This is a genomic window from Mycobacterium sp. SMC-13 (genome assembly GCF_045311035.1).
Lineage (GTDB): Bacteria > Actinomycetota > Actinomycetes > Mycobacteriales > Mycobacteriaceae > Mycobacterium.
The window spans coordinates 61,233-87,470 of record NZ_JBJIAI010000007.1 but is presented as its reverse complement, the minus strand read 5'-3'; the positions used below and the strand labels follow the sequence as shown (position 1 = coordinate 87,470).

The 26,238-nt window shown below is 68.1% G+C and carries 26 protein-coding genes and 1 tRNA gene; 12 read left to right on the top strand and 15 right to left on the bottom strand.

All coding sequences use genetic code 11. The annotated features are described in order from the left end of the window. Nucleotides 1–3: 3 nt before the first annotated feature. The gene (locus ACJH6I_RS12385) at nucleotides 4–1,029 is read left to right on the top strand and encodes a threonine aldolase family protein (protein WP_406784141.1); all 1,026 of its coding nucleotides are present in this window, start codon (nucleotides 4–6) and stop codon (nucleotides 1,027–1,029) included. On the opposite strand, the gene ACJH6I_RS12380 is transcribed toward ACJH6I_RS12385, so the two are convergent. Together ACJH6I_RS12380 and ACJH6I_RS12375 are read right to left on the bottom strand one after the other, a co-directional pair. Continuing rightward, on the bottom strand, nucleotides 1,013–2,383 hold the full coding sequence (locus ACJH6I_RS12380) for a metallopeptidase TldD-related protein (RefSeq protein ID WP_406784140.1): 1,371 nt from the start codon (nucleotides 2,381–2,383) through the stop codon (nucleotides 1,013–1,015). The genes ACJH6I_RS12385 and ACJH6I_RS12380 overlap by 17 nt on opposite strands. Continuing rightward, a complete protein-coding gene (locus tag ACJH6I_RS12375) occupies nucleotides 2,383–3,900 on the bottom strand; it encodes a TldD/PmbA family protein (RefSeq protein ID WP_406775426.1) in 1,518 nt (505 codons plus the stop codon). The genes ACJH6I_RS12380 and ACJH6I_RS12375 overlap by 1 nt, the downstream gene beginning before the upstream one ends. 38 nt (nucleotides 3,901–3,938) lie before the next feature. On the opposite strand from ACJH6I_RS12375, the gene ACJH6I_RS12370 reads away from it, so the two are divergent. Genes ACJH6I_RS12370 through ACJH6I_RS12360 form a run of 3 tightly spaced genes read left to right on the top strand, consistent with a single transcriptional unit; the run spans nucleotide 3,939 to nucleotide 6,929 of the window. Continuing rightward, a complete protein-coding gene (locus ACJH6I_RS12370; protein WP_406784139.1) occupies nucleotides 3,939–4,811 on the top strand; it encodes a carbohydrate ABC transporter permease in 873 nt (290 codons plus the stop codon). Continuing rightward, on the top strand, nucleotides 4,798–5,610 hold the full coding sequence (locus ACJH6I_RS12365) for a carbohydrate ABC transporter permease (RefSeq protein WP_318985290.1): 813 nt from the start codon (nucleotides 4,798–4,800) through the stop codon (nucleotides 5,608–5,610). The genes ACJH6I_RS12370 and ACJH6I_RS12365 overlap by 14 nt, the downstream gene beginning before the upstream one ends. Further along, the gene (locus ACJH6I_RS12360) at nucleotides 5,607–6,929 is read left to right on the top strand and encodes a sugar ABC transporter substrate-binding protein (RefSeq protein WP_318985291.1); all 1,323 of its coding nucleotides are present in this window, start codon (nucleotides 5,607–5,609) and stop codon (nucleotides 6,927–6,929) included. The genes ACJH6I_RS12365 and ACJH6I_RS12360 overlap by 4 nt, the downstream gene beginning before the upstream one ends. Here the strand turns inward: ACJH6I_RS12360 and ACJH6I_RS12355 are convergent. Together ACJH6I_RS12355 and ACJH6I_RS12350 are read right to left on the bottom strand one after the other, a co-directional pair. Next, complete coding sequence (locus tag ACJH6I_RS12355) at nucleotides 6,926–7,762, bottom strand: energy-coupling factor transporter transmembrane protein EcfT (protein WP_212812221.1); 837 nt, start codon at nucleotides 7,760–7,762, stop codon at nucleotides 6,926–6,928. The two genes, ACJH6I_RS12360 and ACJH6I_RS12355, sit on opposite strands and share 4 nt — an antisense overlap. Continuing rightward, entirely contained in the window at nucleotides 7,759–9,786 is a 2,028-nt protein-coding gene (locus ACJH6I_RS12350; RefSeq protein ID WP_318985292.1) for an ATP-binding cassette domain-containing protein, read from the bottom strand. Before ACJH6I_RS12350 ends, ACJH6I_RS12355 begins: the two co-directional genes overlap by 4 nt. A 100-nt stretch (nucleotides 9,787–9,886) precedes the next feature. On the opposite strand from ACJH6I_RS12350, the gene ACJH6I_RS12345 reads away from it, so the two are divergent. Further along, entirely contained in the window at nucleotides 9,887–10,330 is a 444-nt protein-coding gene (locus tag ACJH6I_RS12345; protein WP_212812223.1) for a MarR family winged helix-turn-helix transcriptional regulator, read from the top strand. Nucleotides 10,331–10,333: 3 nt separating this feature from the next. Here ACJH6I_RS12345 and ACJH6I_RS12340 read toward each other — a convergent pair whose 3' ends face one another. Then, entirely contained in the window at nucleotides 10,334–10,834 is a 501-nt protein-coding gene (locus ACJH6I_RS12340; protein WP_318985293.1) for an LppP/LprE family lipoprotein, read from the bottom strand. Between the two features lie 257 nt (nucleotides 10,835–11,091). Between ACJH6I_RS12340 and ACJH6I_RS12335 the strand changes: the two genes are divergently transcribed. The 3 genes from ACJH6I_RS12335 to ACJH6I_RS12325 all read left to right on the top strand — a co-directional run bounded on the left by ACJH6I_RS12335 (nucleotide 11,092) and on the right by ACJH6I_RS12325 (nucleotide 13,734). Next, on the top strand, nucleotides 11,092–12,747 hold the full coding sequence (locus tag ACJH6I_RS12335) for a cellulase family glycosylhydrolase (RefSeq protein WP_318985294.1): 1,656 nt from the start codon (nucleotides 11,092–11,094) through the stop codon (nucleotides 12,745–12,747). Nucleotides 12,748–12,834: 87 nt separating this feature from the next. Then, nucleotides 12,835–13,233: a hypothetical protein gene (locus tag ACJH6I_RS12330; RefSeq protein WP_212812225.1), complete on the top strand. Its 399-nt coding sequence runs from the start codon at nucleotides 12,835–12,837 to the stop codon at nucleotides 13,231–13,233. 30 nt (nucleotides 13,234–13,263) lie between these two features. Then, entirely contained in the window at nucleotides 13,264–13,734 is a 471-nt protein-coding gene (locus ACJH6I_RS12325) for a GNAT family N-acetyltransferase (protein ID WP_318985295.1), read from the top strand. Between the two features lie 5 nt (nucleotides 13,735–13,739). Here ACJH6I_RS12325 and ACJH6I_RS12320 read toward each other — a convergent pair whose 3' ends face one another. From ACJH6I_RS12320 to ACJH6I_RS12310, 3 genes are all read right to left on the bottom strand, one after another. Beyond that, nucleotides 13,740–14,591 (bottom strand): PRC and DUF2382 domain-containing protein, encoded by an 852-nt coding sequence (locus ACJH6I_RS12320; protein WP_318985296.1) that lies wholly within the window; start codon nucleotides 14,589–14,591, stop codon nucleotides 13,740–13,742. Between the two features lie 176 nt (nucleotides 14,592–14,767). After that, on the bottom strand, nucleotides 14,768–14,998 hold the full coding sequence (locus ACJH6I_RS12315; protein WP_133427281.1) for a hypothetical protein: 231 nt from the start codon (nucleotides 14,996–14,998) through the stop codon (nucleotides 14,768–14,770). A gap of 182 nt (nucleotides 14,999–15,180) precedes the next feature. Beyond that, a tRNA-Asn gene (locus tag ACJH6I_RS12310) sits at nucleotides 15,181–15,253 on the bottom strand. 158 nt (nucleotides 15,254–15,411) lie between these two features. On the opposite strand from ACJH6I_RS12310, the gene ACJH6I_RS12305 reads away from it, so the two are divergent. Then, on the top strand, nucleotides 15,412–15,654 hold the full coding sequence (locus ACJH6I_RS12305; RefSeq protein ID WP_212812228.1) for a hypothetical protein: 243 nt from the start codon (nucleotides 15,412–15,414) through the stop codon (nucleotides 15,652–15,654). 38 nt (nucleotides 15,655–15,692) lie between these two features. On the opposite strand, the gene ACJH6I_RS12300 is transcribed toward ACJH6I_RS12305, so the two are convergent. From ACJH6I_RS12300 to ACJH6I_RS12290, 3 genes are all read right to left on the bottom strand, one after another. After that, nucleotides 15,693–15,974: a hypothetical protein gene (locus tag ACJH6I_RS12300; protein ID WP_318985297.1), complete on the bottom strand. Its 282-nt coding sequence runs from the start codon at nucleotides 15,972–15,974 to the stop codon at nucleotides 15,693–15,695. Nucleotides 15,975–16,054: 80 nt separating this feature from the next. After that, nucleotides 16,055–17,950, bottom strand: a complete 1,896-nt coding sequence (gene dnaG, locus ACJH6I_RS12295; protein WP_346414414.1) for a DNA primase — start codon at nucleotides 17,948–17,950, stop codon at nucleotides 16,055–16,057. A 25-nt stretch (nucleotides 17,951–17,975) separates the two neighbouring features. Beyond that, the gene (locus ACJH6I_RS12290) at nucleotides 17,976–19,244 is read right to left on the bottom strand and encodes a deoxyguanosinetriphosphate triphosphohydrolase (protein WP_346414413.1); all 1,269 of its coding nucleotides are present in this window, start codon (nucleotides 19,242–19,244) and stop codon (nucleotides 17,976–17,978) included. Between the two features lie 63 nt (nucleotides 19,245–19,307). On the opposite strand from ACJH6I_RS12290, the gene ACJH6I_RS12285 reads away from it, so the two are divergent. Next, nucleotides 19,308–21,266, top strand: coding sequence for a TPM domain-containing protein (locus tag ACJH6I_RS12285; RefSeq protein ID WP_346414412.1), 1,959 nt, complete (start codon nucleotides 19,308–19,310; stop codon nucleotides 21,264–21,266). A 13-nt stretch (nucleotides 21,267–21,279) separates the two neighbouring features. Here ACJH6I_RS12285 and ACJH6I_RS12280 read toward each other — a convergent pair whose 3' ends face one another. The 4 genes from ACJH6I_RS12280 to ACJH6I_RS12265 all read right to left on the bottom strand — a co-directional run bounded on the left by ACJH6I_RS12280 (nucleotide 21,280) and on the right by ACJH6I_RS12265 (nucleotide 25,336). Further along, entirely contained in the window at nucleotides 21,280–22,119 is an 840-nt protein-coding gene (locus tag ACJH6I_RS12280; RefSeq protein WP_346414411.1) for an SDR family oxidoreductase, read from the bottom strand. A gap of 69 nt (nucleotides 22,120–22,188) precedes the next feature. Then, the gene (locus tag ACJH6I_RS12275; protein ID WP_346414410.1) at nucleotides 22,189–22,623 is read right to left on the bottom strand and encodes a hypothetical protein; all 435 of its coding nucleotides are present in this window, start codon (nucleotides 22,621–22,623) and stop codon (nucleotides 22,189–22,191) included. After that, a complete protein-coding gene (locus ACJH6I_RS12270; RefSeq protein WP_406784138.1) occupies nucleotides 22,623–23,834 on the bottom strand; it encodes an EspA/EspE family type VII secretion system effector in 1,212 nt (403 codons plus the stop codon). Before ACJH6I_RS12270 ends, ACJH6I_RS12275 begins: the two co-directional genes overlap by 1 nt. Nucleotides 23,835–23,950: 116 nt before the next feature. Continuing rightward, nucleotides 23,951–25,336, bottom strand: a complete 1,386-nt coding sequence (locus ACJH6I_RS12265; RefSeq protein ID WP_406784137.1) for a glycine--tRNA ligase — start codon at nucleotides 25,334–25,336, stop codon at nucleotides 23,951–23,953. Between the two features lie 150 nt (nucleotides 25,337–25,486). On the opposite strand from ACJH6I_RS12265, the gene ACJH6I_RS12260 reads away from it, so the two are divergent. After that, nucleotides 25,487–25,843 carry a metalloregulator ArsR/SmtB family transcription factor gene (locus tag ACJH6I_RS12260; protein ID WP_212812237.1) on the top strand — a complete coding sequence of 119 codons (357 nt, stop codon included), beginning with the start codon at nucleotides 25,487–25,489 and terminating at the stop codon, nucleotides 25,841–25,843. Further along, nucleotides 25,840–26,235, top strand: coding sequence for a Fur family transcriptional regulator (locus tag ACJH6I_RS12255; protein WP_212812238.1), 396 nt, complete (start codon nucleotides 25,840–25,842; stop codon nucleotides 26,233–26,235). Before ACJH6I_RS12260 ends, ACJH6I_RS12255 begins: the two co-directional genes overlap by 4 nt. Nucleotides 26,236–26,238: the final 3 nt, after the last annotated feature.

The following is a 26,238-nucleotide window of genomic DNA, read 5'->3' as shown; positions in this document are numbered from 1 at the left end:
CGCATGAGTTCGACCGTCTCGGCCGCATTCGCCTCCGACAACGCTGCTGGTGCTCACCCACGGGTGGTGGAGGCGATCGTCGCCGCCAACCAGGGCCCGGTGAGCTCGTACGGCACCGACCCGGGCACCGAACGCGCAGCGCAGGCCGTCAGAGCGGCCTTCGGGGCCCCCGATGCCGAGGTCCTGTTCGCACTGACCGGCACCGCGGCCAACATCATCGCGCTGGCTTCGGCAGTACGGCCCTGGCAGGAAATTCTGTGCAGCGATATCGCGCACTCGTTGCTCGACGAAGCCGGTGGGCCGGTACGAATCGCCGCGGCACAACTGACCCCGCTACCGAGCGATGACGGCCTGATCTCACCGAAGGAACTCGATCGACACATTGCGCGCCGCGGCGAGGTGCACCACTCGCAGCCGCGCATCGTCACCATCACCCAGTCGACCGAGAACGGCCGCGTCTGGTCGCCCGCCGCGCTGACGGAGTTCATCGACTACGCCCACCAGCACGACCTGCTGGTCCACGTGGACGGCTCGCGAGTCGCCAATGCCATTGCCGCCCTTGGCATCACTCCACAGGAAGCCATCGGTGACGCCGACATCGTCACCGTCGGCGGCACGAAAAACGGCATGCTGTTCGGTGACGCGGTACTGATCCGCCGGCCCGCACATTTCGAGGGAATTCGCTTCGTACAGAAGCAGATCGGCCACCTCGCCAGCAAGCACCGCTTCATCTCGGCTCAGTTCGAGGCCATGCTGCACGACGATCTCTGGTTGCAGACGGCAGCCCACGCCAACCGCATGGCGGCGACATTGAGCGCCGGGTTCGCGGAGGCAGGGCTGCAACTGGCGGCGCCGACCGAGGCCAACGAGGTGTTCGTCATCCTCGATGCCGCAACCACCGCGCGGGTCCGGGAGCGGTTCGCGGTCCATGCTCCCGACCCGCTGCGACCGATCGTGCGCTTCGTCTGCTCCTGGGCCACCACCGACGACGACGTCGCCGAGGCACTGAAAGTTATTGCGCCTGACTGACCGACGACATGTGGAAGTCCGGAATCCGCAGTGACGGCATCTGGGCCCGGGTGGCCCAGTCGCCCCATTCGCGCGGCAGCGTGGTCTCGCTGACGCCGGCCTCGGTCGCGCGCCGCAGCAGGTCCAGCGGACTCTCGTTGAACCGGAAGTTGTTGACCGCGGCCGTCACTTCCCCGTCCTCGATGAGGTAGACGCCGTCGCGCGTCAGACCGGTCAGCAGCAGCACCGTCGGATCGACCTCACGCATGTACCACAGCGTGGTCAGCAGCAGGCCGCGCTCGGTGCCGGCGATCATGTCGGACAGACTCACCGAGCCGCCCGTCATCAGCAGATTGTCGGCCGGCACGGCCACGGGCGCGTCGAATTCCGCTGCGGCAGAACGCGGATACGCCAACGCGTTCACGACACCGTCGCGAATCCAGTCGACCCGACCGATGTCCAGGCCGTTGTCGAACACCGACACCCGCTCCGACGAACTCGACGTCGCCACGAACGGCAGGCAATCCAGCCCGGGCGCAAAGGGATCCGAGTACAGGGTCAGTCCGAGGTCGGTGAGCTTCTCCCCCACCCGGGTACCGCCCGGCGCCGACAGCGCGGTCCGGCCCTCCTGCGCGCCACGGCCATCCATGCTCCAGCCGAGGTAGATCATCATGTCCGCGACGGTCGACGGCGGCATCAGCGTCTCATACCGACCGGCGGGCAACTCGACGGTCCGCGAGGCCCAGCCGAGGCGCAGGCACAGGTCATCGAGCATGGAATCGACTGGCACGTCGACGAAGTCGGCGGTGCTGACGCCCGCCCAGGCGCTGGCGCCATCGCGTTTGGCGTTGATCTCCACCGAGCCGGTCGGCTGGGTGAACCGCCGCCGGATGCCACCCGAGGTGGCCAGGTACGTGGTGTCGAGTTCGTGCCGCGCGAACCCGTACAGCGCGTCGCTGCGGTGGAAGCCGTCGACCAGACGCGTGGCCACGTTCCCGAACACCGAGGCACCGGTCAACGGCGACGGTGCGTCCCAGTCGTCGGAGGTCTCCACGCCGGCCAGGGCCGGCGCGCTGTCACGCGCCTCGGGCGCCGCCTCCGCTGCGTCCTGCGACGCCGCGACGAGGCCCGCGATGGTCGACGGATCGACCTCACTGGATTTCACGACGCCGACCCGGGCCTTGTCCCCTTGGCGGACAATCGAAATGACGGTGGTCTCGCGGCTCACCGACTCACCGTTGGTGGTCATGGTGTTGCGGGCCCAGCGCAGTGACGCGGTGGACCTGTCGGTCACCAGCACGATGGTCTCGTCGGCTCGACCCCGGCGGGTGGCCTCGGCCAGCACCAGGTCGACAACTTGCGGTGCAGTCAGCATCAACGCCCCGATTCAGTTCGCGTGTTGAGCACATTGATTCCGCGGAACAGCGCGGACGGGCAGCCGTGACTGACGGCCGCCACCTGGCCGGGCTGGGCCTTGCCGCAGTTGAACGCGCCACCGAGTCGCCAGGTCGACTCTCCGCCAACGGCTTCCATCGATCCCCAGAAGTCGGTGGTGGTGGCCTGGTAGGCGACGTCGCGCACCTGGCCGTCCAGCTTGCCGTCGCGGATCTTGAAGAACCGCTGCCCGGTGAACTGGAAGTTGTACCGCTGCATGTCGATTGACCACGATTTGTCGCCGACGATGTAGATGCCGTTCTCGACCCGGCTGATCAGATCATCGGTGCTGAGGTCGTCAGTGCCCGGCTGCAGCGAGACGTTGGCCATCCGCTGGATCGGCACGTGATGCGGCGAATCCGCGTACGAACAGCCGTTGGACCGGCTGACCCCGAGTTTCGGCGCGAACACGCGGTCCAGCTGATAGCCGACGAAGACACCGTCGCGCACCAGGTCCCAGCTCTGCGCGCGGACGCCTTCGTCGTCGAATCCGATGGTGGCCAAACCGTGTTCGACGGTGCGGTCGGCGGTGACGTTCATGATCGGTGACCCGTACTGCATGGTCCCCAGCTTGTCCGGGGTGGCGAACGACGTACCGGCGTAGGCCGCTTCGTAGCCGATGGCCCGGTCGTATTCGGTGGCGTGGCCGATGGATTCGTGGATGGTCAGCCACAGGTTGGTCGGGTCGATCACCAGATCGGTGGGGCCGGCCGTCACGCTGGGCGCCTTGACCTTCTCGGCCAACAGCGTCGGCAGCTCCGCCAATTCGGTTGTCCAGTCCCAGACCTCGTCACCGGCGACGGCTTCCCAACCACGCGCGGTCGGCGGCGCCAGTGTGCGCATCGTTTCGAAAGCACCGGCTGCGGCATCCACCGCGACGGCCTCGATCGTCGGCTGCACCCGGACCCGTTGTTGCGTGATCGACGAACCGAACGCATCGGCGTAGAACACCTGCTCCTTCACGGCCTGCAGTCCCGCCGACACGTGGTCCACGCCGTCGGCCGCGAGCAACCGCCCCGAGTACTCGCCCAGTAGCGCGATCTTGTCGGCAGCGGTGACCTCGAACGGGTCGATCCGGTACGGCGACACCCATGACACATCGGTGTAGACCGGTTCGGGAGCCAACTCGATGCGTTCGGCATTGAGCGGCGCCAGCGCCACCGCGACCTGCACGGCGCGACGGGCGGTCTCGGCCGCGACCTCGGGGTTCAGCTCGGCATGCGAGGCGAAACCCCAGGTGCCGTCCACGATCACCCGGACCGCTAGCCCGATTTCCCGGTTGACCACCGAGGATTCCAGCTCGCCGTCACGCAGCTGGATGTGTTCGGTGGTGATCCGGTGAATCCGGAGGTCGGCGTAGCTCGCACCGGCAGCCAGCGCGGCCGACACCGCGGCCTCGGCCAGCAAATGGCGCGGCAAGGCCAGGAAGTCGGCGTCAACCCGTCGCAGCGCAGTCACGGCTACACCGTAGTAGCACCACACGCTTTAATGATCCGGTGGCACGCCGCAGGTTTCGGGACACCCTTACCGGCTATGCGCTGCTCGCCCCCAGCCTGTTCGGCGTGGTGATGTTCCTGCTGCTCCCCATGCTGGTCGTCGGCTGGCTGAGCCTGCAGCGGTGGGACCTGCTCGGACCCATCCGGTTCGTCGGACTCGACAACTGGCACGCCGTGCTGACCGACCCGACATTCCGCCGCTCGCTGGCGGTGACGCTGGGTTTCGTCGCACTGGTGGTGCCGGTCCAGACGGTGCTGGGTCTGGCGGCCGCGATGCTGCTGGCCCGCGGACTGCCGGGCACCGGATTCTTCCGCACGCTCTATGTCCTGCCCTGGATCTGCTCGCCCTTGGCGATCGCGGTGCTGTGGCGATGGATTCTCAGCCCCACCGACGGCGCGGTGAGCACCGTGCTCGGGCACCGCATCGAATGGCTGACCGACCCCACCCTGGCGCTGCCGCTGGTTTCGGCGGTGACCGTGTGGACCAACGTCGGCTATGTGACGCTGTTCTTCCTCGCCGGAATCCTGGCCATCCCCAACGACGTTCACGACGCGGCCCGCATCGACGGGGCGAGCGCCTGGCAGCGGTTCCGCCGCATCACGCTGCCGATGCTGCGGCCGACATTCTTCTTCGTCCTGGTGACGGGTGTCGTTAGCGCGGCGCAGGTCTTCGACACCGTCTACGCGCTCACGGGTGGCGGCCCCGAGGGCCGCACCGACCTGATCGCCCACCGCATCTATGCCGAGGCCTTCGGCTCGGCGGCCGTGGGCCGCGCCGCGGTCATGGCCCTCATCCTGTTCGTCCTGCTGCTCGGCATCACGCTGGTGCAGCACCTCTACTTCCGCCGGCGGGTCACCTATGACCTCACGTAACGCACTCATCTATACGGTGCTGGTGCTCGCCGCTGCGATCACCCTCGTGCCGTTCGGCCTGGGCCTGCTGACGTCGTTCACCTCGGCGCGCCAGTTCAACACCGAATCGCCGCTGTCCCTGCCGAATCCACCGACGCTGGCCAACTACACCGCCCTGTCCGACGCCGGCTTCGGCCGGGCCGCGCTGGTCACCGCGTTGATGACCGCGGTGATCCTGTTGGGCCAGCTGGCGTTTTCGGTGACCGCCGCGTACGCCTTCGCCCGGCTCGAATTTCCGGGACGCGACACCCTGTTCTGGCTGTACCTGGCGACGCTGATGGTGCCCGCGACGGTGACGGTCGTGCCGCTGTATCTCATGATGGCCGAGGCCGGGCTGCGTAACACCTTCTGGGCGTTGGTGCTGCCGTTCATGTTCGGCTCGCCCTACGCGATCTTCCTGCTGCGCGAGTACTTCCGGTCCATCCCGGCCGACCTGATCCGCGCCGCCCGCATCGACGGTGCCGGCACGCTGGACGTCATCGTGCACGTGGTGCTGCCAGCCAGCCGGTCGATTCTCGTCACGCTCGGACTGATCACCGTTGTCTCGCAATGGAACAGCTTCATGTGGCCGCTGGTGATCACCAGCGGCTCGTCCTGGCGGGTGCTGACCGTCGCGACCGCAGGGCTGCAATCCCAGTTCGACACCCAGTGGACCGTCGTACTCGCCGCGACGACCGTCGCGATCGTGCCGCTGATCCTGCTGTTCAGCGTGCTGGGCCGGCACATCGTCCGCTCGATCGTCGTCACCGGCTTGAAATGAAGTTCTCGACCCGGTTCGTCATCGCGCTGGCCGCCACCATGGCGGTGCTGCTGGTGGCCGCCGTGCTGATGGGCCGGACGCAGGACACCGGGAAAACCGTTGTCACGGTGCGGCTGTGGGACGCGCAGGTCGCAGCCGCGTACCGGTCGTCATTCGCGGAGTTCGCCCGCCGGCATCCGGGCATCGAGGTCCGGGTCGACGCCGTCGCCTATGCGTCGTACTTCGATTCGCTGCGCACCGATGTCGCCGGCGGCGGCGCCGACGACATCTTCTGGCTGTCCAACGCCTACCTGGCCGGCTACGCGGACACCGGCCGGCTGCTCGACATCGGAAAGTTGTTGGGCCGCGGCGCCGCCGATGCGTGGGAGCCGTCGGTGAATCAGCAGTTCACCCGCGACGGGACGCTGTGGGCGGTACCGCAACTGACCGACGGCGGCATCGCGGTGTACTACAACGCCGACCTGCTGGCGGCCGCCGGAATCGAGCCCGCCGACCTGGAGACGCTGCGCTGGTCCCCCGGCGCCGATGACACGCTGCGTCCGCTGTTGGCCCGGCTGACGCTGGATCGGCACGGAAACCAGGCCGGGACACCGGGATTCGACCCCGAGCAGGTACGGCAGTGGGGCTACAACGCCGCCAACGATCTGCAGGGTATCTATCTCAACTACATCGGTTCGGCCGGTGGGAAATTCAGCGACGGTGACCGGTTCGCGTTCGACAATCCGGGTGCCCGGGAGGCTTTCGAGTACCTGGTGCGGCTGATCAACTCCGACCACGTCTCCCCTTCTGCCGCCGACACCAATGGCAACGGCGACTTCTCCCGCAACCAGTTCCTGCAGGGCCGCATGGCGCTGTTCCAGTCGGGCACCTACAACCTGGCCGCCATCGCCGATCAGGCGCGCTTCCGGTGGGGTGTGGCCAAGCTGCCCAGCGGACCGGACGGCCGCGTCAGCGTCACCAACGGGATTGCCGCCGCGGCCAATTCGGCCACCCGCCATCCCGATGCGGTGCGCGCGGTACTGCAGTGGATGGGCAGCGCCGACGGAAATGCGTTCCTGGGCACCAAAGGGGCGGCAGTGCCGGCCGTACTGGCTGCCCAACCGGTCTACTTCGACTACTGGAAACGGCGCGGTGTCGACGTGCAGCCCTTCTTCACCGTGCTGGACGGGCCCCGTCTGCCGGCCCCCGGCGGCGCGGGCTTCCCGGCCGGGTTCCTCGCCATCAGGCCATTTTTCGACGAGATGTTCCTGGGCCGCGCGCCGGTCGCATCAACGCTGGCCGATGCCCAGCGCGCAGCCAACGCCGCCGCTGATCGCTAAAGCCGGTGGGTGGCCAGCGGCGTGGCCACCTCGACCCACAGCGACAACGCGCACATCGCGACGACCATCAGCAGCGCCACCGTATCGGCCCGTCCCGGCCGTGCCGGACTGGCGACGATCTGGCCCACGCCACCGCGCGCCGTGATGGCGTCGCCCATCTCATCGCCGCGGCGCAGCGCCACCGTGATGGCGGCCGCCAGCAGGTCGACGATCTCGGCGCGACGCTGCCGGCTGCGCTCCCGTCGCGTCTCGGGCCGCACCTTCGGCCGCAACCGGCGGGCCGCGAACAGCACCCGGTATTCGTCGATCAACATCGGGAAGGCCCGCAGCGCCAAGGCCAGCGTGACCGCCCACTCGTCGACAGGGATGCGCAGCCACTTCAGCGGCCGACCCAAAGTGGCCACCGCGGGCGCGATTTCAGCGACGTTGGTGGTCCACGAGACCAGCCCGCCGAGTCCCAGCAGCACGATCGACAGCACCGTGATCCGCAGGAAGTTCAGCAGACCACCCACTCCCAGATGCACAGACCCGAAGTCGAGGAACGGCTCGCCGCCGGCCAGGGCCGCCGTTCCACCACCGAGCAACAGCAGCACCCACACCAGGCGCGGTACCGACGGCAGCACGCTGCGCGGGATGTGCGCCAGCCACGCCGTGAGCAGCACCAGCAGGGCGACCAGGCCGATCGGCACCCAGCCGGGGTACATCGTCAGGACGATGCCGATCAGCGCCACCACGATGAGCTTGGTACCGGCCCACAGTTCGTGAATGGGCGACGTCCCCGGCACGGGACGCAGCAGCACCATCGACCGGCGCTGCGTCGCGGGAGCCGTCATGATCGTCCTCCCGCAGTGATCGGAGCCTCGACGAGTTCGCCGCGGTGCAGCCGCAGGATGCGCGGGCACAGCTCGTCGAGCCCGGCGAAGTCGTGCGAGATGACGACGACCGTCAGCCCCGTGGTCCGGCGCAGTTCGGCGAGCAACGTCACCAGGCCGCGCTGGCTGGCCGCATCCAATCCGGCCAGCGGCTCGTCGAGGATCAGCGCGCGCGGACGACGAGACAGCAAGCCCGCCAGCACGACCCGGCGCATCTGGCCGCCGCTGAGCTGATCGATGCGGCGGTCGGCCAGTTCGGGATCGAGCCCGACCATCGCGAGCGCCTCGGTGATCCGGACGGTGTCGCGCTTCGAGAAGCCCGCAGCCGACGCGATTTCGGCACCGACGCGGGACCGCATCAATTGCAGCCGCGCCGCCTGGAACGAGATCGCCACGGCGCCAACCTGGTCGGAAACAGGCTTGCCGTCGAGCAGACAGCTTCCGGTGGTCGGCACCGTGAGGCCGGCCAGAATCCAGGCCAGTGTCGACTTGCCGGAGCCGTTGAGCCCGTGGATCAGCACACCCTCGCCCTCGTGGACGGTGAAGCTGATATCGCGCAATGCCGTTGATTCCCAAGGCGTCCCGCTGCCGTACTGGTGTCCCACGCCTTGGACCTCGAGCACCGCCGGGCCGTCGGGTTCGACGCCGGCGGACACGATCGGCACCGGTGCGGTCGCGACCATCTCGATGTTGTCACTGGCGCCGTCGAGCCGGACGACCCGGTCAGCCGAGTCGGCCTCGTCGTTGTAGTGCGTGATGTGCACCAGCGAGGTGCGGTGGTGCCGGGTGAGGTCGGACAGCACCGAGAGCAGCACGTCGCGGCCCTCCTGGTCGACCATGCTGGTGACTTCGTCGGCGATCAGCAGTGCCGGCTCGCGTGCCAGGGCGGCGGCGACGGCGAGGCGCTGCAGTTCGCCACCGGACAGCCCGCCGGTGTCGCGGTCCGCCATGCCGCTCAAACCGACTTCACCCAACAGCTTTTCGACGTCGATCGTCGTCCCCGACGGCAGGCCCCAGACCACATCGTCGGCGACGCGGGTGCCGAGCACCTGACTCTCCGGATGCTGCATGACGACCGCGGTGCCGCCGGCCTTGCCGAGCCCCACCGCACCGGGCCGGTCGATGGTGCCGGCAGTCGGCGCACGGCCGGCGAGCGTCAGCATGAGGGTGGTCTTGCCCGATCCGTTGGCGCCCGTGACGGCGACATGTTCACCCGCGTCGATGTCCATGCTGACCGGGCCGAGCGCATCGCGATCGGTACCCGGATACCGGAATCGGACGTCGCGCAGGCGCGCCGGCACCGGTGCGACGAGGCCGGTGGATTCGACGGTGTCGAGCTTGTGCACATCGGGAATTCCGAAGAGCCGCTTCAGCACCCGCGACAGCGCCCACCAGCCCAGCAGCGTGACGACGATGATGTGCATGATCACGGAGATCATCACCGGCACCGGCCAGTAGTGCAGGAACACGGCGAAATCGGTGCGCAGATCCTCGGCCGCGCGCTCCCCGCCCGGGACCGCCGCGATGACGTTCGCGATGCCGTGGATGTTCGAGGTCATCGACGCGAAGATCAGCTCTCGCAGCCGCGCCACCACGAGCAGGATGCCGATGACGTACGCGCCGAATGCGGCGCCCGCGACCACCGACGCCCACAGGACGGTGACGATCCCGCGCCCCGTGCGCTTGACGATGCCGGTCAGTCCGCCGATGTAGGCACAGAACACCACGGTCATCAGACCGCCCATGCCGGCGATGAGGAACGCGATGGTGCTGCCGGCGATGGTCGCGGCGACCAGCACCCGAATCCGGTAGCGGTAGGCCAGCAGTCCCATCGGGACCGTGCCCAGCATGCCGAGCCCCGCGGCGAACGGGACGACGACGGCGATGATGGCGGTGGCCGCGCTCAGTGCCGCCATCACAGCGGCCTGGGCGTACTCGCCCGGATTGAGGGGACCGGCCTTATCTCTGGTGCCGGCAGCAGTCATTGCACAATTCTGCCAGCTGCGCAGACGCGTAAACTCGACGGTGTTGTGACCGTCACCACTCTCGATGACAGGTTCGACTACATAGAGAATCTATGGAACCATGTTGAACATGACAGTTGCACCGGCGACCGAAACGACCCTCGCCTCGGATCTGCTCGCCGTCGTCGCACGCATCAACCGCCTGGCCAATCAGCGCGTCCGGCTTCCGCTGCCCTTCGCCCAGGCCCGGCTGCTCTCCACCATCGAAGCCGAGGGCCGCGCCCGCATCTCCGATCTCGCCGCGCTCGACCACTGCTCACAGCCGACGATGACGACCCAGGTCCGTCGCCTCGAGGATGCCGGACTGGTGTCCCGCACCGTCGACCCCGACGATGCCCGCGCCGTCCTCATCAGCATCACGCCGCAGGGCATCGCCACGCTGGCGCAGGTGCGCGCCGACCGCGGCAACGCCATCGACCCGTTCCTGGCGGAACTCGACAGCGCCGATCGAGACACCCTCGCGGCGGCCGTCGAGATCATGCGCGGTCTGCTCGCCGCGCACTGACGCTCACGGCCCGGGGATCGGGTCCAGCGCCTTGAGCGCGCCGCCGTCGACGGTGAACCGCACACTGCCGATACCGGTCGGCATCCCCGGCTGATCCTTCGGCTGCTGCCATTGGTACTGCACCGTCGCGGTGTCCGGAGCGCTCGCGGTCACGGTGATGTACGGCCGCGCGTCGGGCGTCGGCGTGCCGATCATCGTGTTCTTGTTGAAGAACACCACCTGCTGCAGGCTGTCCGGCGTCGAATTGTTCTGCCCCACCTGCACCCAGTACAGCGCGCAGTTCGCGGTGTGGCCACTGCCCATCTGGGTCCACTTGCCCGACGGCGGTGCCGGCAGCGCGTAGATGGCTGCGGTCACGACGTTCTGCGCCGGCCCGTCGGCGGGTGTGCATTTGTCGGCCTGCGGCATCGGGTCCGGACCTTTCGGACTCCACCCACATCCCGCGGTGAGCAGGGCAGATGCCGAGAGCAGGACGAACGCCGAGGGGTAGCCGAAGGACCGCATGCGGCCAGCCTACGGCCAAGCGCACCAAGCTTTTTGACAGGAACCTGGTTTGCCCACAGTTTGCACGGGGCACCCAAACCTTGTCTTTGACGCCCCGGCGGGGTTAGCCGGGAGCGAAATCAATTGTGATTAGGGGAATTTCGATGTGGCACAGACAGAAGCGAGGTCAACAGCAACGGCCGGTGATCAAGACCGGTGTGAGAGTGGCGATCTCGGCGGCATTGCCCGTTGGGGTTGCAGGTCTGATTTTTGCGAGCGTGGGCACCGGTCCTGGACCGGTGCCCTATTTGCTGTCCGCGGCGATCACCGAATCGAACACGACGGTGGGTTTCGCCGATTCGGACATCATCGGGATGTCGACTGCCGACATCAACAAGACACTCGACGAGATGCAGTCCCTCGGCGTGCAGAACGTGCGGATCCTGCTCCCGTGGAACAACATCGAGCCCGCACCGGGCTATTGGAACTGGAGCACGGTCGACACCCTGGTGAACGCTGCCGCCGAACGCAACATGGGCATCCTCGGCGTGCTCAACGCCACGCCGGCGTGGGCAGTGCAGCCCGGCTATCCGGCCGTGGCCGCGCCGCCGGCCGACAACACGCAGTACGCGCAATTCGTCAGCGCAGTGGCGGAGCGCTACGCGGGCAAGGTGTCGGCCTACGAAGTGTGGAACGAGCCCAACGCGGCGCCCTCCTGGTACCCGACACCCGATCCCGCGGCGTACACCCGGCTGCTGCAGGCGGCATATCCGGCGATCAAGGCCGCTGACCCGAACGCGACGGTGATCGGCGGCGTGGTCGGTTGGGTCACCGATACCCCTGGCCTGGCCATCAACGCGGCCTCATACGTCCAGGGCATGTACGACAACGGAGCCCAAGGGTATTTCGACGCGCTCTCGTTCCACCCGTACCAGTACCAGGTGCCCTTCGGGAACGGCACGCCGTACGGGCCGGTGGCCCCGATCAACCAGCTCGCGACGATCCATCAGGAAATGGTCGCGGCCGGCGACGGCAGCAAGCAGATCTGGGCCACCGAGTACGGAGAGCCGACCTCGGTCGTCGACAACAACACCCAGGCAGCGTTCATCTCCAACTTCCTGAACTCGTGGAGCAGCTTCGACTACACCGGGCCGATGTTCATCTACACCACCCGCGACCGGAACACCGCCAGCACGAGCGACCAGGACACTCTCGGTGTCTTCCAGACGGATTGGACGCCCAAGCCCGCGGCGAACGTCATCGCCCAGTGGACGGCGACGCATCCGCAGACGCCGATCGGCGCGTCGGACCCGGCGACAGTCTCGAGCCCCATGATGGCTCTCACGACACTCAGCGCCACCAGATCCCTTGCCGATCCATCCGTTTCGACACTGAGCGCCACCGCCGATCCCGTCGCCGATCCATCGGTTTCGACGATGCGCACTGCCTCCGTTGAGACTGCGGCAGCGCTGAAGACGACGAGCACGACCTCGGCAGCGACCGACCCGGCGGCGGTGCCCGTGATCGCCGGCCCGATCGCCGCGGCCACCACGCCCGTCACTGCCGTCCCGGCGACGCCTGCCACTGCGGCGACCCCGGCCACTGCAGCTATCGCAGCCACGCCGGCAGTCCCGGCCACCGCCACCACTCCGGCGACACGGGCCACCCCGGCAACACGGGCCACCCCCGCCACACCGGCAGCTCCCGCGACGCCGGCCGCACCCATCTCGGCGCCGGCCGCGCCAACGGCCCCGGCCGCGCCAAAGGCGTTGGCGCCCACAGCGTCAGCGACCACCTCGACGACAACCGCCGATACCGCAGCATCGGCGCCGTCCTCGAAGGCAACGACACCGAAACAGAATCCGAAGGCGAAGTCGGCGCCGACGAACTCCGGCCCGAAGAACACCGCACCGAAGAACACTACGAAGAAGTAGCGTCATCCAGTCATCCGGGGCGGTGCGCCGGCACCGCTCCGGATAGCTGTGCGTTTCGCCGCACTGTCGCGCGGGTAAACAATGGCCATGTCGATCACGGTCGGTAGTGGGCCACCGGAGTATGACGGTGATTTGCCTGGAGGCGTCGCCGGTCTCTACGGCGGCGGTACCTGGCCGGCCGCGGGCAGCAAGGCGCAACGTCGCGTACTGGCCCTTGCCGTCGGCGTTCTCGTCGGCCTGCAGCGACGGCGGTGGCAGGATGCGGCCGTCGAATTGATCGGCGTCGCCCACGATTCCGACATGTCGCCGTACGTCCTGGCCGAGGCCCTGGTCGAACTGTCCGGTGGCCATTCGCTGCGGCTGGCGGGAGGGTCTCGACCCGACGCGATGCGAATCGCTCTGAAGCATTGGGGCGACCTGCTGACGCCCCCGGCGGCCGCCGACGAAGAACCGAATTCCGGCCCGGATCACGTCCTGGCTTGGTGAGGCGACCCGGCGTGTCTTTACGCTGAGAACGTGACCACAACGCAAGACTTCGTACTCCGGCCATGCCACGGACCCGCGGAATGGCCGGTCCTCCTACAGATCTGGCGTAGTGCGGTCGAAGCGACGCATGACTTCCTGACTGCCGGCGACATCGATTTCTACGAGCGGCGGCTGGCCGAGGAGTACCTGAAGATGGTCGACCTCACGGTCGCGGATTCCGACGGTGTGCCGGTCGGCTTCTCGGGTGTTGCCGGTGGCAACCTGGAGATGTTGTTCATCGACCACCAGCACCGTGGTCGTGGCGCGGGCTCGGTCCTGCTGGCCGCTGCGCGGGCCAAGAATCCGGGGCTGCTGGTCGATGTGAACGAGCAGAATCCACAAGCTGTCGGGTTCTACCAGCGTCACGGCTTCGTCACCCTGAGCCGGTCGGAGACCGACGGCGACGGGCGACCGTTTCCGATCTTGCATCTGGGCCCCGCCCCGTCGGCTCCGCTCGACTGAGATGGTCAGCGCTGACGGCGGTGCACGCCTTCCGCGTTGATCTCTTCGCGGCGCACGTTCTCGGTGATCTGCTTGTTCTCGGTGACCTCGTCGACTGCGAGTCGAACCCGTTCGACAGGAACCGATTCCTTGCTCACGACGACCTTGTCCTCGTGCAGCGTCACTTCGCGCTGGTCGTCGGCGATCCGGTTGTCACGGGCATGGGACGGGTCGGTGATGGCGGCGCGCTCCACGCGCACCTCTTCGTGGGCGACGGGCACCTGGACGGTCTGTTGCTCGGTCACCACATGCTTGTTGAGCCGGGCCGTACCCGACGTCGCGCGCTCGGTGCCCACCTGGAGGTGCTCCTCCGAACGGATCATCTCCGGCCCGGTCTGAGCAGTCGGCGACGCCTGGGAGGCGTGGGCCGACGTGTTCGCCGAGGTGCCGCCGATGCCGCCGAGAGCCGGTGCCGCTCCGCGCAGGTGCTTGCCGCCATTGGACGGCGGGGTCTCGGGGCCGGGCTGCGGCGCGGGTTGCTGCCCAGGCTGCGGGGTGGCCGGCCGATCGGACCGCATACCGTAGTACTGCATCAGGGTGGCTTCGTCGGCCGGGCTGATCCGGTCACCGATGTCCACGTGCGGTGCATTCTTGACGGCGCTCTTCGCCACGGCCACCCGCACCGAATCGTCGCCGTCGGGGCGGGCACCGGCCAGCGGGACCAGCGACTCCGAAATACCGAAGAGGCCGGTGTGAACGGATGCCCACTTGGGCTGCCTGCTCTGTGCGTCCAGATAGAGCTCGTGGATCTTGCCGATCTTCTCGCCAGACGGGTCGTACGCGGTCGCTCCCTTGATCTGTTCCAAAACGTTCGTCATAGATTCGCTCCCTTTCGTCCGTACTCCTATTTCCCATTGCGCCGCAGACCCGTTCGGGCCCACGTGGGCGTGTTGACGGCGATCTCGGTCGGTCCCAGTTGCCGCACGCGGCAACACCACACCGAAAAGGCGCTCAAATGCCTTTTTCTCGAGTGCTTTTGGGGTCTGCCGGCGGCTCAGACGTGCCGGCCGTGGAGGTGCGGATGGTGCTCACTGAGCAGCATGCCCGACAGCAACCACACGGCGCCGAAGGTCGCAGCGGCAAGCGAGACGATCATCGCCACTGCGCCGAACGTCAGATATCCGGCCACCATCGCGACGGCTCCGACGACCAGGGCCACGAAACTCGTGGCGATGGTCACCAGGCCCGGCACCATGGCGCCGACCGAGGTACGCGATTCGTTCATGCCTTGCGGGTACCCGTGAGCGTGGGCACCAAACTCCGGGCGCGCACCGAGCGTGGGTCTTTTCGAGGTCACGCGCCGGAAAAATCACGTCAGGCCGCCCGCTCGGCGCAGGGCCTGAGGCGAGGCCGACGCAGCAGCCCCGCAATGCAAAATGACCAGCACTTTCGTGCTGGTCACCGTTGCTCCCCCGATTGGACTCGAACCAATAACCGCCCGATTAACAGTCGGGAGCTCTGCCAATTGAGCTACAGGGGATTGTGCTCAGGCCCTGGGCGCGTGTCCCTGAACCGAGGCATGACTCTAGCGCATGACTGCGCGGATCTTTGAATCGGCTGGTAGCTGCCGGTCGGGCCAGACGCATCGGCGATCGTGAGGCAGGATGGAGCCACGCACCGTCATCAGGGAGGGGTCCAGTGATCCGAGCCGTCGCCGTCATGGCCGTTGGCTATGTTCTGGGAGCCAAAGCAGGCCGTCGCCGTTACGAGCAGATCGCCGGCACATACCGCGCCATCACCGAGAGCCCGATGACCAAGGCGATGCTGGATGCCGGGCGGCGCAAGCTGGCCGACAAGGTGTCCCCGGACCCGAACATGGTGCGGTTGACGGCTATCGACTCACAGACCGCTGTGCTGCATCCGGAGTCGGTTCACGACTGACGCGACCGACAATCGGGCGGTTATCGGTTCGGGAGGCGTCAGCCGAGCGGCTGGTTCCAGGTCTGGCCCGGCAGCAGCGGGCCACTGCTGATACCGCCCTGCGGTCCCCAGACGCCCCACGGCGTGCCCACGTTCACGGGCTGGCCGTTGGAACGGCCCATGCAGTAGCCGTCTTCCTTGTTACCGAACCAGGCGAGGCAACCACCGTCGGCCGTCGTCTGCGATGACGGGGCGCTGCTGAGCGCAACGACGACGGGGGCGGCCACTGCGGTGGCCACGAGCGCTGCTGCGGCGAAGAGCCGGGTTGCTCCGAAGGTCATGATTGGCCTCTCCCCTGGGGTCGGTTCTGCCCCACCATATCGCGCAGACTGCGTCCCCGCGTTACAGCAGACGAAAGCCCTCAGCTGAGATCGTCGCCGCTGGCCTGCTGCAGCAGGCTGCGCCGGTACTGCTCCATGGCGACGAGGTCGCCGAACAGGGCGTGGTACTCGTCGCTCTGCTCGACGGGCGACATGCGCTGCAGTTTCGACTTCAGCTCGGCGATCTCGCGGCCGACCCAGACCTCCTGCAAGCGGGCCAGCACGCTCGCGATGTACCGCGGCAGCTTGTCCTCTTCGGCCTGGAAGGCCTCGACCGACAGTTCGTTGATCAGGTTCGCGGCCGACGGCTCGGCCGCCCGGACCGCCTCGATCCATTCCGCACCGCCCAGCCCCGACGATGTCCCGCCTGCCGCGGTGATCGCCTGCCGGACGGCCGCGTACCCGGGATGGGTGAAGCTGTCGACCGGCAGCCCGTCGAACACCGGGCCGGCCATCGCCGGGTACTGCAGAGCCGACTTGAGTGCCTCGCGCTGCGGCCACAGCGTCGGGTCCTTCGGATTTGGGCGCCCCACCGCCACCGCCGCGGCCGGGGCCGCCGGCGCCGCCGGACGCCGCGCGTCCCGCTTCGACGCCGCCGGGCCCGACTTGGCGGTCTCGCGCACCCGCGCGATCACCTGTGCCACGTCGTCCCAACCGACCCAGCCGGCGAGCTGACGGGCGTACTCGTCACGCAGGGTGGGGTCCTTGATCCGGGCCGTCAACGGCACACACCGGCGCAGCGCCGCCACGCGGCCCTCCGCGCTGTCCAGGTCGTGCTCTTCGAGCGCGGTACGAATCACGAACTCGAACAACGGGGTTCGGCGCGCCACCAGATCCCGCAGCGCACCGTCACCGGACTTGAGCCGCAGATCGCACGGATCCATGCCGTCGGAGGCGACCGCCACGAACGACTGGCCAGTCAGATTCTGTTCGCCCTCAAAGGCTTTCACCGCGGCTGCGCGTCCGGCGGCGTCACCGTCGAACACGTAGATCAGCTCGCCGCGAAAGAAGTTGTCATCCATCATCAGGCGCCGCAGCATCGACAGGTGCTCGTCGCCGAAGGCCGTGCCGCACGATGCGACCGCGGTGGTCACCCCGGCAAGGTGCATGGCCATGACGTCGGTGTAGCCCTCGACGACGACGGCCTGATGGCCCTTGGCGATGTCACGCTTGGCCAGGTCGAGGCCGAACAACACGTGGGACTTCTTGTACAGCACCGTTTCCGGTGTGTTGACGTACTTGGCTTCCATGTGGTCGTCGTCGAACAGCCGGCGGGCGCCGAACCCGATCACCTCACCCGTCGCGCCCCGGATGGGCCACAGCAGCCGGCGGTGGAAGCGGTCCATCGGGCCGCGGCGACCCTCGCGGGACAACCCGGCGGCCTCCAGCTCCTTGAAGGTGAATCCCTTGCGCAGCAGGTGTTTTGTCAGGGTGTCCCAGCCCGACGGGGCGAATCCGCAGCCGAAACGCTTGGCAGCGTCGGCGTCGAAGTTCCGGTCGATCAGGTACTGGCGGGCGGCGGCGGCTTCTGCCGACTGCAACGCCTCGGCGTAGAACTCCTGCGCGGCGGCGTTGGCGGCGAGCAGGCGGCTGCGGCTGCCCTTGTCGCGCTGCACGTTGGTGGTCGACGACCCCTCGTAACTGATGGTGTAGTTCAGCCGGTCGGCGAGCAGCTCCACGGCTTCGACGAAGGTGACGTGCTCGATCTTCTGCACGAACGCGTAGACGTCGCCGCCCTCGGCGCAGCCGAAGCAGTGGAACAGCCCATGGTTGGGCCGCACATGGAACGACGGCGACTTCTCGTCGTGGAACGGGCACAGGCCTTTGAGCGAGTCGGCGCCCGCGCGCCGCAGCTGCACGTGCTCGCCGACGATGTCCTCGATGCGGGTGCGTTCACGAATGGCCGCGATATCGCGATCAGGAATCCGGCCGGCCACGCGCCCAGTGTAGGCGGCGCGGGATTCAGTCCAGCGGCCGCGGCGAGCGCGCCTCGTGCACGCGTTCCAGCCGGGTCTCGGTGTACGACGCGATCTGGTCGACGACCACCCGCAGCCGGGCCCCGTCGTCGTCGGCGAGGGCGAACTCGGCGGCGAACTGCGGGTCGAGACTCGCCGGGGCCTGGCCCCACAGTGACAGCGCGACCTCGCGGACCATGGTGCGCTGGTCGGCCTGAATCTGCAGGTGCTGGTGGTCGGACATGATGAACTGCAGGGCCAGCATCTTGAGCACCGCCACCTCGGCCCGGACCAGGGTCGGCACCGCGAGCTCGGCGTCGAAACGGCGCATCGTCGCGCGGCCCGCCTGCTTCTTGGTCTCGGTGACCGCGGCATTGGCGAACCGGCCGACCAACTCACTGGTGAGCCGCTTGAGCGCCACCGACGTCGCGACCGAACCGTCGTACTTGCCGACGGCGGTGACCACGGGCAGCTGCGACAACCGCGCGGCGGCGGCCAGCATGTCGTCGTGCGTCACCGTCGGATGCGACCGGGCACCCAGTTTGGCCAGGGTGTCGGCGGCGTCGGCGTCGGCGAGGACGCGCAGGTCGATACGGCCCGAGATGATGCCGTCCTCGACGTCGTGCACGGAGTACGCGACGTCGTCGGCCCAGTCCATGACCTGGGCTTCCAGGCACAGCCGCTCGGCGGGCGCGCCCTCGCGCACCCAGGCGGCGGCCGCCGCGTCGTCGTCGTAGAAGCCGAACTTCACGCGGTCCTCACGGAACCACGGGTATTTGATCACGGCGTCCAGTGCGGCCCGGGTCAGGTTCAGTCCGGCCGAACGCCCTTCGCTGTCAAGCGTTTTCGGTTCGAGCCGGGTCAGGATGCGGAAGTTCTGGGCATTGCCCTCGAACCCGCCGAACGGCTTGGCGATCTCGTCGAGCGCGCGTTCGCCGTTGTGGCCGTAGGGCGGGTGGCCGATGTCGTGGGCCAGACCGGCGAGGTCGACCAGGTCGGGATCACAGCCCAGCCCCACCGCCATGTGGCGCCCGATCTGTGCCACTTCGAGCGAGTGGGTGAGCCGGGTGCGCGGGGTCTCGCCCTGGCGGGGCCCGACCACCTGTGTCTTGTCGGCGAGCCGGCGGAGCGCAGCGCTGTGCAGCACACGGGCCCGGTCACGCGCGAAATCCGTGCGGTGGCCGGAATCGGTGCCGGGCAGCGTGGCGCTCTTCGTGCCCTCCCCGACCAGCCGCTGCCGGTCGAAGTCGCTGTATCCGTCGCTTGCAATGCCCACGGCCGAAGTCTGCCAGCCCGGGCGCGTCCGCTTACCACATACCCTGTCACTACATTGAGCGACATGCGCATCGTGCGAGTGCTCTGGCTGATGATTTCGGTCCTGCTGGCGGGAACGCTGCTGGCCCCGGTCGCGTGCGCTGAACCACCCATGCGGCTCCCGGACTACGTCACCGACGGGGCCGGTGCGCTCAACGCGCAACAACGCAGCCAGGTCTCCGGCGCGGTGCAGCAGCTGTACGACAAGCGCGGTACCCGGTTGTGGGTCGTCTATGTCGACACCTTCTCCGAGTCCAGTCCCCGCGACTGGGCAGAAAGCACCTGGCGCAAAAGCTTTCTGGGCAACCACGACGCCATCCTTGCCGTGGCGATCAAGGATCGTGCCTACGCGCTCCTGGTCCCCGAGGCCGCGACGGGCGATGTGGACGTCGACCGCCTGCGCCAGGAGATCGTCGAGGCCAAGCTGCACGACGGCGACTGGGCGGGCGCGGCCGTCGCGGCCGCCGACGGACTTCGCGGGGCCTCGTCTGCGCCGTTCAACTGGGTCGGGCTGGTGATTGCGCTGGCGGTCATCGGCGTCGCGTTCGCCGGGCTCATCTGGTGGGCCCGGCGGCGGCGTCGGCAGCGCCGGCAGGCCGACCTCAACGCCGCGCAGCAGGCTGACGCCACCGATCCCGCGGTCCTCGCGAAGATGCCGCCGGAGACGTTGGAGGACCTGTCCAAGTCGATCCTCGTCGAGGTCGACAACGCCGTGCGCACCAGCGACAACGAGCTGGCCCTGGCCGTCGGCGAATTCGGCGAGCACGACACCGCGCCGTTCATCGCCGCCGTGCAGAACGCGAAAGCCGCCATGGCACAGGCGTTCAGCGTGCGCCAGACGCTCGACGACGCGGTGCCCGAGACGCCGCAACAACGCCGCGATCTCCTGACCCAGGTGGTCGTCTCGGCGGCCCGCGCCGACAGAGAACTGGAGAACCAGCGCACCGCCTTCCATCAGATGCGCGACCTTGTCATCAACGCGCCGACCCGGCTGGACGCGCTGACACAGCAGATGGTCGCCCTGACCGCCCGCATCGAGCCGGCCCAGCAGACCCTGACCGGGCTGCACGGCCAGTTCACCGAGACCGCGCTGGCGTCGGTGGCCGGCAACGTGGACGGCGCCAGAGAACGGCTGACGTTCGCCGACCAGAACATCACCACCGCGCGCGCGTTGGTCAGCAAGCCGGGCGACAGCCAGGCTGCCCTGGTCAATGCCATCCGCGCCGCTGAATCGGCGTTGGGTCAGGCACAACGGCTGCTCGATTCGGTCGACAGTGCCGCGACCGATATCGCCCACGCCATCAGCGCCCTGCCCGCCGCGATCTCCGATATCCAGAACGGCATCAAGGCCGCGGAAGCGGTACCGCCCGGCACGCACTACCCCGAGCTGACGGCCGCGCGTACCGCTGCGGTGCAGGCGGTTTCGAACGCCCAGGCGTCGGGCACGGCCGATCCGCTGAGCGCATTCACCCAACTGACCGCCGCCGATTCGCAGCTGGACAAGCTCCTCGCGACCATCTCCGAAGAAACCGCCGCAATGAACCGGCTGCGGCAGTCGTTCGGTCAGGCACTGCTGGCGGCGCAGTCCCGCGTGCGCGGCGTCTCCGATTTCATCGACACCCGCCGCGGCAGCGTCGGCTCCGAAGCCCGCACCCGGCTGGCCGAGGCGCAGCGCCGCCTCGAAGCCGCACAGGCGGCGCAGGCCACCGACCTGCCGGCGGCCATCGAACAGGCCAACGCCGCAGACGCCCTGGCCGCCCAGGCCCAGAACCTGGCCGACAACGACGTCCGCGCCGCCCGCCAGGCCTACGCCGGGACCGGCACGAGCACCGCCGGCGACATCGGCGGCATCATCATCGGCGGCATCTTGTCGGGCATGATCCGCGGCGGCGGCAGTGGCGGTGGCAGCCACGGGGGTGGTTGGAGTTCAACGAGTTTCGGCGGCTCCGGCGGCGGCTTCTCCGGCGGTGGCGGGCGGTTCTAGTCGCGGTGAGCGATCAGCCCGCCGCGGCGTCGCGACGGGCCCGCTCGCGCATCGAGGCGACCACGCCACCGTCGTTCAGGATGTCGGTGCCGGTGAGGTACCCGGCCCTGTCGCTGGCGCAGAACGCGAACAGCTCGGCCATCTCCTCGGCCTTGCCCCAGCGCGGTACCGCGGCGTTCATGACCATCGCGCCGGCGCCGGCGTCGGCCTCGAGCAGTCCCATCTCGGTGTCGACCGAGCCCGGTGACACCGAGACGATGCGCAGCCCCTTGCCGTTGAAGCGCTCGGCCTGGGAGCTGCTGTACCACTTGACGAAGTTCTTGCTCACCCCATAGGCCATGCCCGAGCGCAGTTCCTCGGGCGCGAACGCACAGGCCGCCAGCATCTCGGCCAGGAACGCGTCCGCGTCGGTGAGGGCCAGCGGGAACTTCGCCGTGGGGATGATCTCGTCGGGCAGCAGGTGTGCCGCCATCGACGCCACGTTGACGATCGCCGCGCCTGCGTCCGCGAAGCGGTAGAAGGCCTCGTTGACGTTCACGGTGCCGATCGCATTGGTGCGTGCCACGTAATCCGCCGGCCCCATGCTCGGGCTGACGCCGGCAGCGTGGATCACCGACACGATCGGACCGAACTCTGTTGCGGTGGCGAACAATTGGTCCACTGCTACCCGGTCGGTGACATCGGCGTGGACCGGTAATGCGGCGATCCCGAGACCGGACAGTTCTGCCGCCGCGGCGTCGAGACGGTCCTGACGCACATCGGCCAGCACCACCGTGTGGTCCCGCCCGATGATCTTGGCCGTCGCCCGGCCCATCCCGCCGGCACCGCCGGTGATCACCGAAACTCGTGTCATGGGCGTCACGCTATACCGGGAGCGCAACGGGATCGACGACGGGTGCTGAGAGACTGCTCAGCACTTCGTCTAGGTGGTGTACAGCGACAGGTGGACGTACACCTCGTCGGGCCCGCGCTCGTCGACGACGACCTCACGGTTGACCAGCTTGTGGTCCTTGGTCGTGACCTTGTCCTGCAGGAACAACGGCTTGGACGCGGTCGCCGGCGACGGCCCGGCGAGCACGGTGATGGTTTTCGGAATCTCGGACGGCCGCGGCTGCGCCGGGAACTGGCCCAGGAATTCGCGCAGCTGGCTGTCGGTCAGCCGCAGGGACAGCCGGTAGCGGGTGTCCCGGCCCGCATCGGTGGCGGTGGCCAGAACCTGCGCGCCCTGCGGCAGGGTCACGTTGCCGAACGCCGCGGCCGTTTCCGCAGACACCTTCTGCTCTCCTGTTTTCTCGACCGAACACGCGGAGAACGCGCACATCACCAGGACGGCGGCCAACATTCCCAGGTGCCGCATCACCGCGGCACCCCGTCGTACGTCGCGACCGACGACGCACCCGCGATCTCGAATTCCCTTGCCATGCCTGCGGTCTGGAGGCCGCCCATGTCCTTGTCGGTGATCGTGATGGGTCCCACCTTGGTCTCCTTCCCTTCGTCCCAGTTGTACTGATCCGCCACGTTCACCTGCGATTCGACGTGGACGCGAGGCGGCCCGCCCGGACTGTCCGGCGGGTAGACGGTGACCACCCCACCGACCGACATGTCGACGCCGCCGACAGCGTGGTACCAGTCGGGATTGGCCTCGGCGTCCATGTAATAGCCGTCCCAGCCCGTCCGGAACGCCACCGGCCGGCCGTACTGTCCCGTCGCCGCAGCCTCCGCAGCGATCCGGTTGACCTCGTCGTTGACCTTGGCGTCGGCGCGCGCCCGCATCTGCGGGATGTCGTTCATCATCGAGTTCACGTCGAGCTTGTAGGGCGTCCCGGTGTTGTCCAGGTAATGGTCCATGAGGTCGGCCGCGTGGGGCCATTTCAGGCCGATCACCGGCAGCCCGGCCTCGATGGCCGCCTTGAAGGCGGCGTCGTCGCCCCGCGCGTACCACGGCTGCGAGCCCCAATCCCCCGCCCCGCCATCGTGTTTCGCCCATGGCGGCGGCGCCGGAATGGTGTCGCCCGGGTGTTTGTCGGCCGGCGGGTCATCCGGTTTTCCGTTCGGATCGTCGGGATCGCGTCCGTCCCGCCCGGCGATTTCCTCATAGCCCGAACCGATCTCGCGGATGCGCGCCGCGATGGCATCCATATCGGCGTTCGACCGACTGATGATGTCGGCGATCTCGGCCGTCCCCTTCACCACCACGGGAAGCAGTGCACGGTCGCCCGCGGCGGTGGGCGGCACGCTGGCGGCCGCGTCGACCACCCATTGCTTGACGGAGTCGAGGTCGCGGCGGCCCGCCGTCACCACGGCAGCCGACCGGTCGACCTCGACACCGAGCCGTCGGTCGAGTTCGGCGAGCCTGCCGATGGCCCCGGCATGCGCGCGATTGCGATCGTCGTACGCCTCGGCCGCGGTGCCCGTCCACTCGCCGCCGCTCGCCGCCGACAGCACTGTGCTGCGAAGTTCGTGGAACTGGTCGCTCATGTCGAATTCGGCACCGCCGACCGGCGTCCCGGACCCGAACGTCGCGCGCGCGTCGTCCCACGTCGAAAGAAATGCGCCGAGAACCGTCACTGTCGCCCCCTCCGGCGTCCCTTGCCCCTGGCCCACAAGCCTATTCGAGCCCGCGGCGGGTCCCCGGCGGCAATTTCTCACCGGTGCGCATACGACCGACGGTTGGCAGTTGCCCGTCAGCAGCCCTTGAGGCGCACCGCGAGGTAGTCGCTGACGGCGTCGATGGCGACGCGCTCCTGGGTCATGGCGTCACGCTCGCGGATGGTCACGGCGTGGTCCTCGAGCGAGTCGAAGTCGACCGTGATGCAGAACGGCGTGCCGATCTCGTCCTGGCGACGGTAGCGGCGGCCGATGGCGCCGGCGTCGTCGAACTCGACGTTCCAGTTCTTGCGCAGCTCGGCGGCCAGGTCGCGGGCCTTGGGCGACAGATCGGCGTTGCGCGACAGCGGCAGCACCGCGGCCTTGACCGGCGCGAGGCGCGGGTCGAGCTTGAGCACCGTGCGCTTGTCGACGCCGCCCTTGGCGTTGGGGGCCTCGTCCTCGTGGTACGAGTCGACCAGGAACGCCATCAGCGAGCGCGTCAGGCCGGCCGCGGGTTCGATGACGTACGGCACGTAGCGGGTATCGGTGCCCTGGTCGTAGAACGACAGGTCGACACCCGAGTGCTCGGCGTGCGTGCTGAGGTCGAAGTTGGTGCGGTTGGCGATACCTTCGAGCTCACCCCACGGGTTGCCGGCGAAGCCGAACTTGTACTCGATGTCGGTGGTGCCGGCGCTGTAGTGCGACAGCTTCTCCAGCGGGTGCTCGTAGAGGCGCAGGTTCTCCGGGTTGATGCCCAGGTCGACGTACCACTGGAAGCGGGTGTCGATCCAGTACTTGTGCCACTCGGGCGCGGTCGAGGGCTCGACGAAGAACTCCATCTCCATCTGCTCGAACTCGCGCGTGCGGAAGATGAAGTTGCCGGGCGTGATCTCGTTGCGGAAGCTCTTGCCGATCTGGCCGATGCCGAACGGCGGCTTCTTGCGCGCGGTGGTCACCACGTTGGCGAAGTTCACGAAGATGCCCTGTGCGGTCTCCGGGCGCAGGTAGTGCATGCCTTCCTCGGACTCGATGGGCCCGAGGTAGGTCTTGAGCATCATGTTGAAGTCGCGGGGCTCGGTCCACTGGCCCTTGGTGCCGCAGTCCGGGCAGACGATCTCGTCCATCGGCACGGCATCAGGGTCATCGAGGCCCTTCCTCAGGGCGTAGGCCTCCTGCATGTGGTCCTGACGGTGCCGCTTGTGGCAGTTCAGGCACTCGACCAGCGGGTCGTTGAACACCGCGACGTGGCCCGAGGCCACCCACACCTGACGGGGCAGGATGATCGCGCTGTCCAGGCCGACGACGTCGTCGCGGGACGTGACGACGGACTTCCACCACTGGCGCTTGATGTTCTCCTTGAGCTCGACACCCAGTGGCCCGTAATCCCACGCAGACTTTGTGCCGCCGTAGATTTCGCCGGACTGGAAGACCAGACCACGGCGTTTGGCCAGGTTGGCAACGGTGTCGATGATGGACGCCACGATGTTCGAGCACTCCTCGAGTCAGCTGGGATGCAACCCGTCCAGCCTAAAGGCCCCGCTGATCGGCCAATGTCGCACCCACCTTTGACATGCGTATGCGCGCATGGAAAGCTAAATGAAAACTATTTCCAATAGTCGGGAGTTGCCGGGGTGCCACCCACCACTACGCATGACGAGCTCGACCACCAGCACAGCGGCGCGCCGTTTCCGTCGTCCCCGCCGCGGGACACGCTCGACGCCGCCGGCGACCTGCTGCGCGCCCTCGCCGCGCCCATCCGCATCGCCATCGTGATGCAGCTGCGGGAGTCACAGCGCTGCGTGCACGAACTCGTCGACGCCCTGGAAGTCCCGCAGCCCCTGGTCAGCCAGCACCTGCGCATCCTCAAGTCGGCCGGGGTCGTCGCGGGTGAACGCGCCGGCCGCGAGGTGATGTACCGCCTGGTCGACCATCACCTCGCGCACATCGTCGTCGACGCCATCGCGCACGTCGAGGAGGACCGGTCGTGAGCGCTCCCACCCGGTCCACCAAGCAGCGCACCGCGATCGCGGCGCTGCTCACCAACGTCGAAGAATTCCGGTCCGCCCAGGAGCTGCACGACGAACTGCGCCGCCGCGGCGAGGGCATCGGCCTGACGACCGTCTACCGCACCCTGCAGTCGATGGCCGCGGCCGGACAGGTCGACAGCCTGCGCAACGACAGCGGTGAGGCGCTCTACCGGCGCTGCTCGCAGGCCCACCATCACCATCACCTCGTGTGCCGGCAGTGCGGCGCCACGGTCGAGGTGGCCGGCACCGAGGTCGAGGCGTGGGCCACCGAAACCGCTGCCGCCCATGGCTTTTCCGATGTCAGTCACACCATCGAGATTTTCGGGGTGTGCTCGGCCTGCACCGGCGCCTGACGT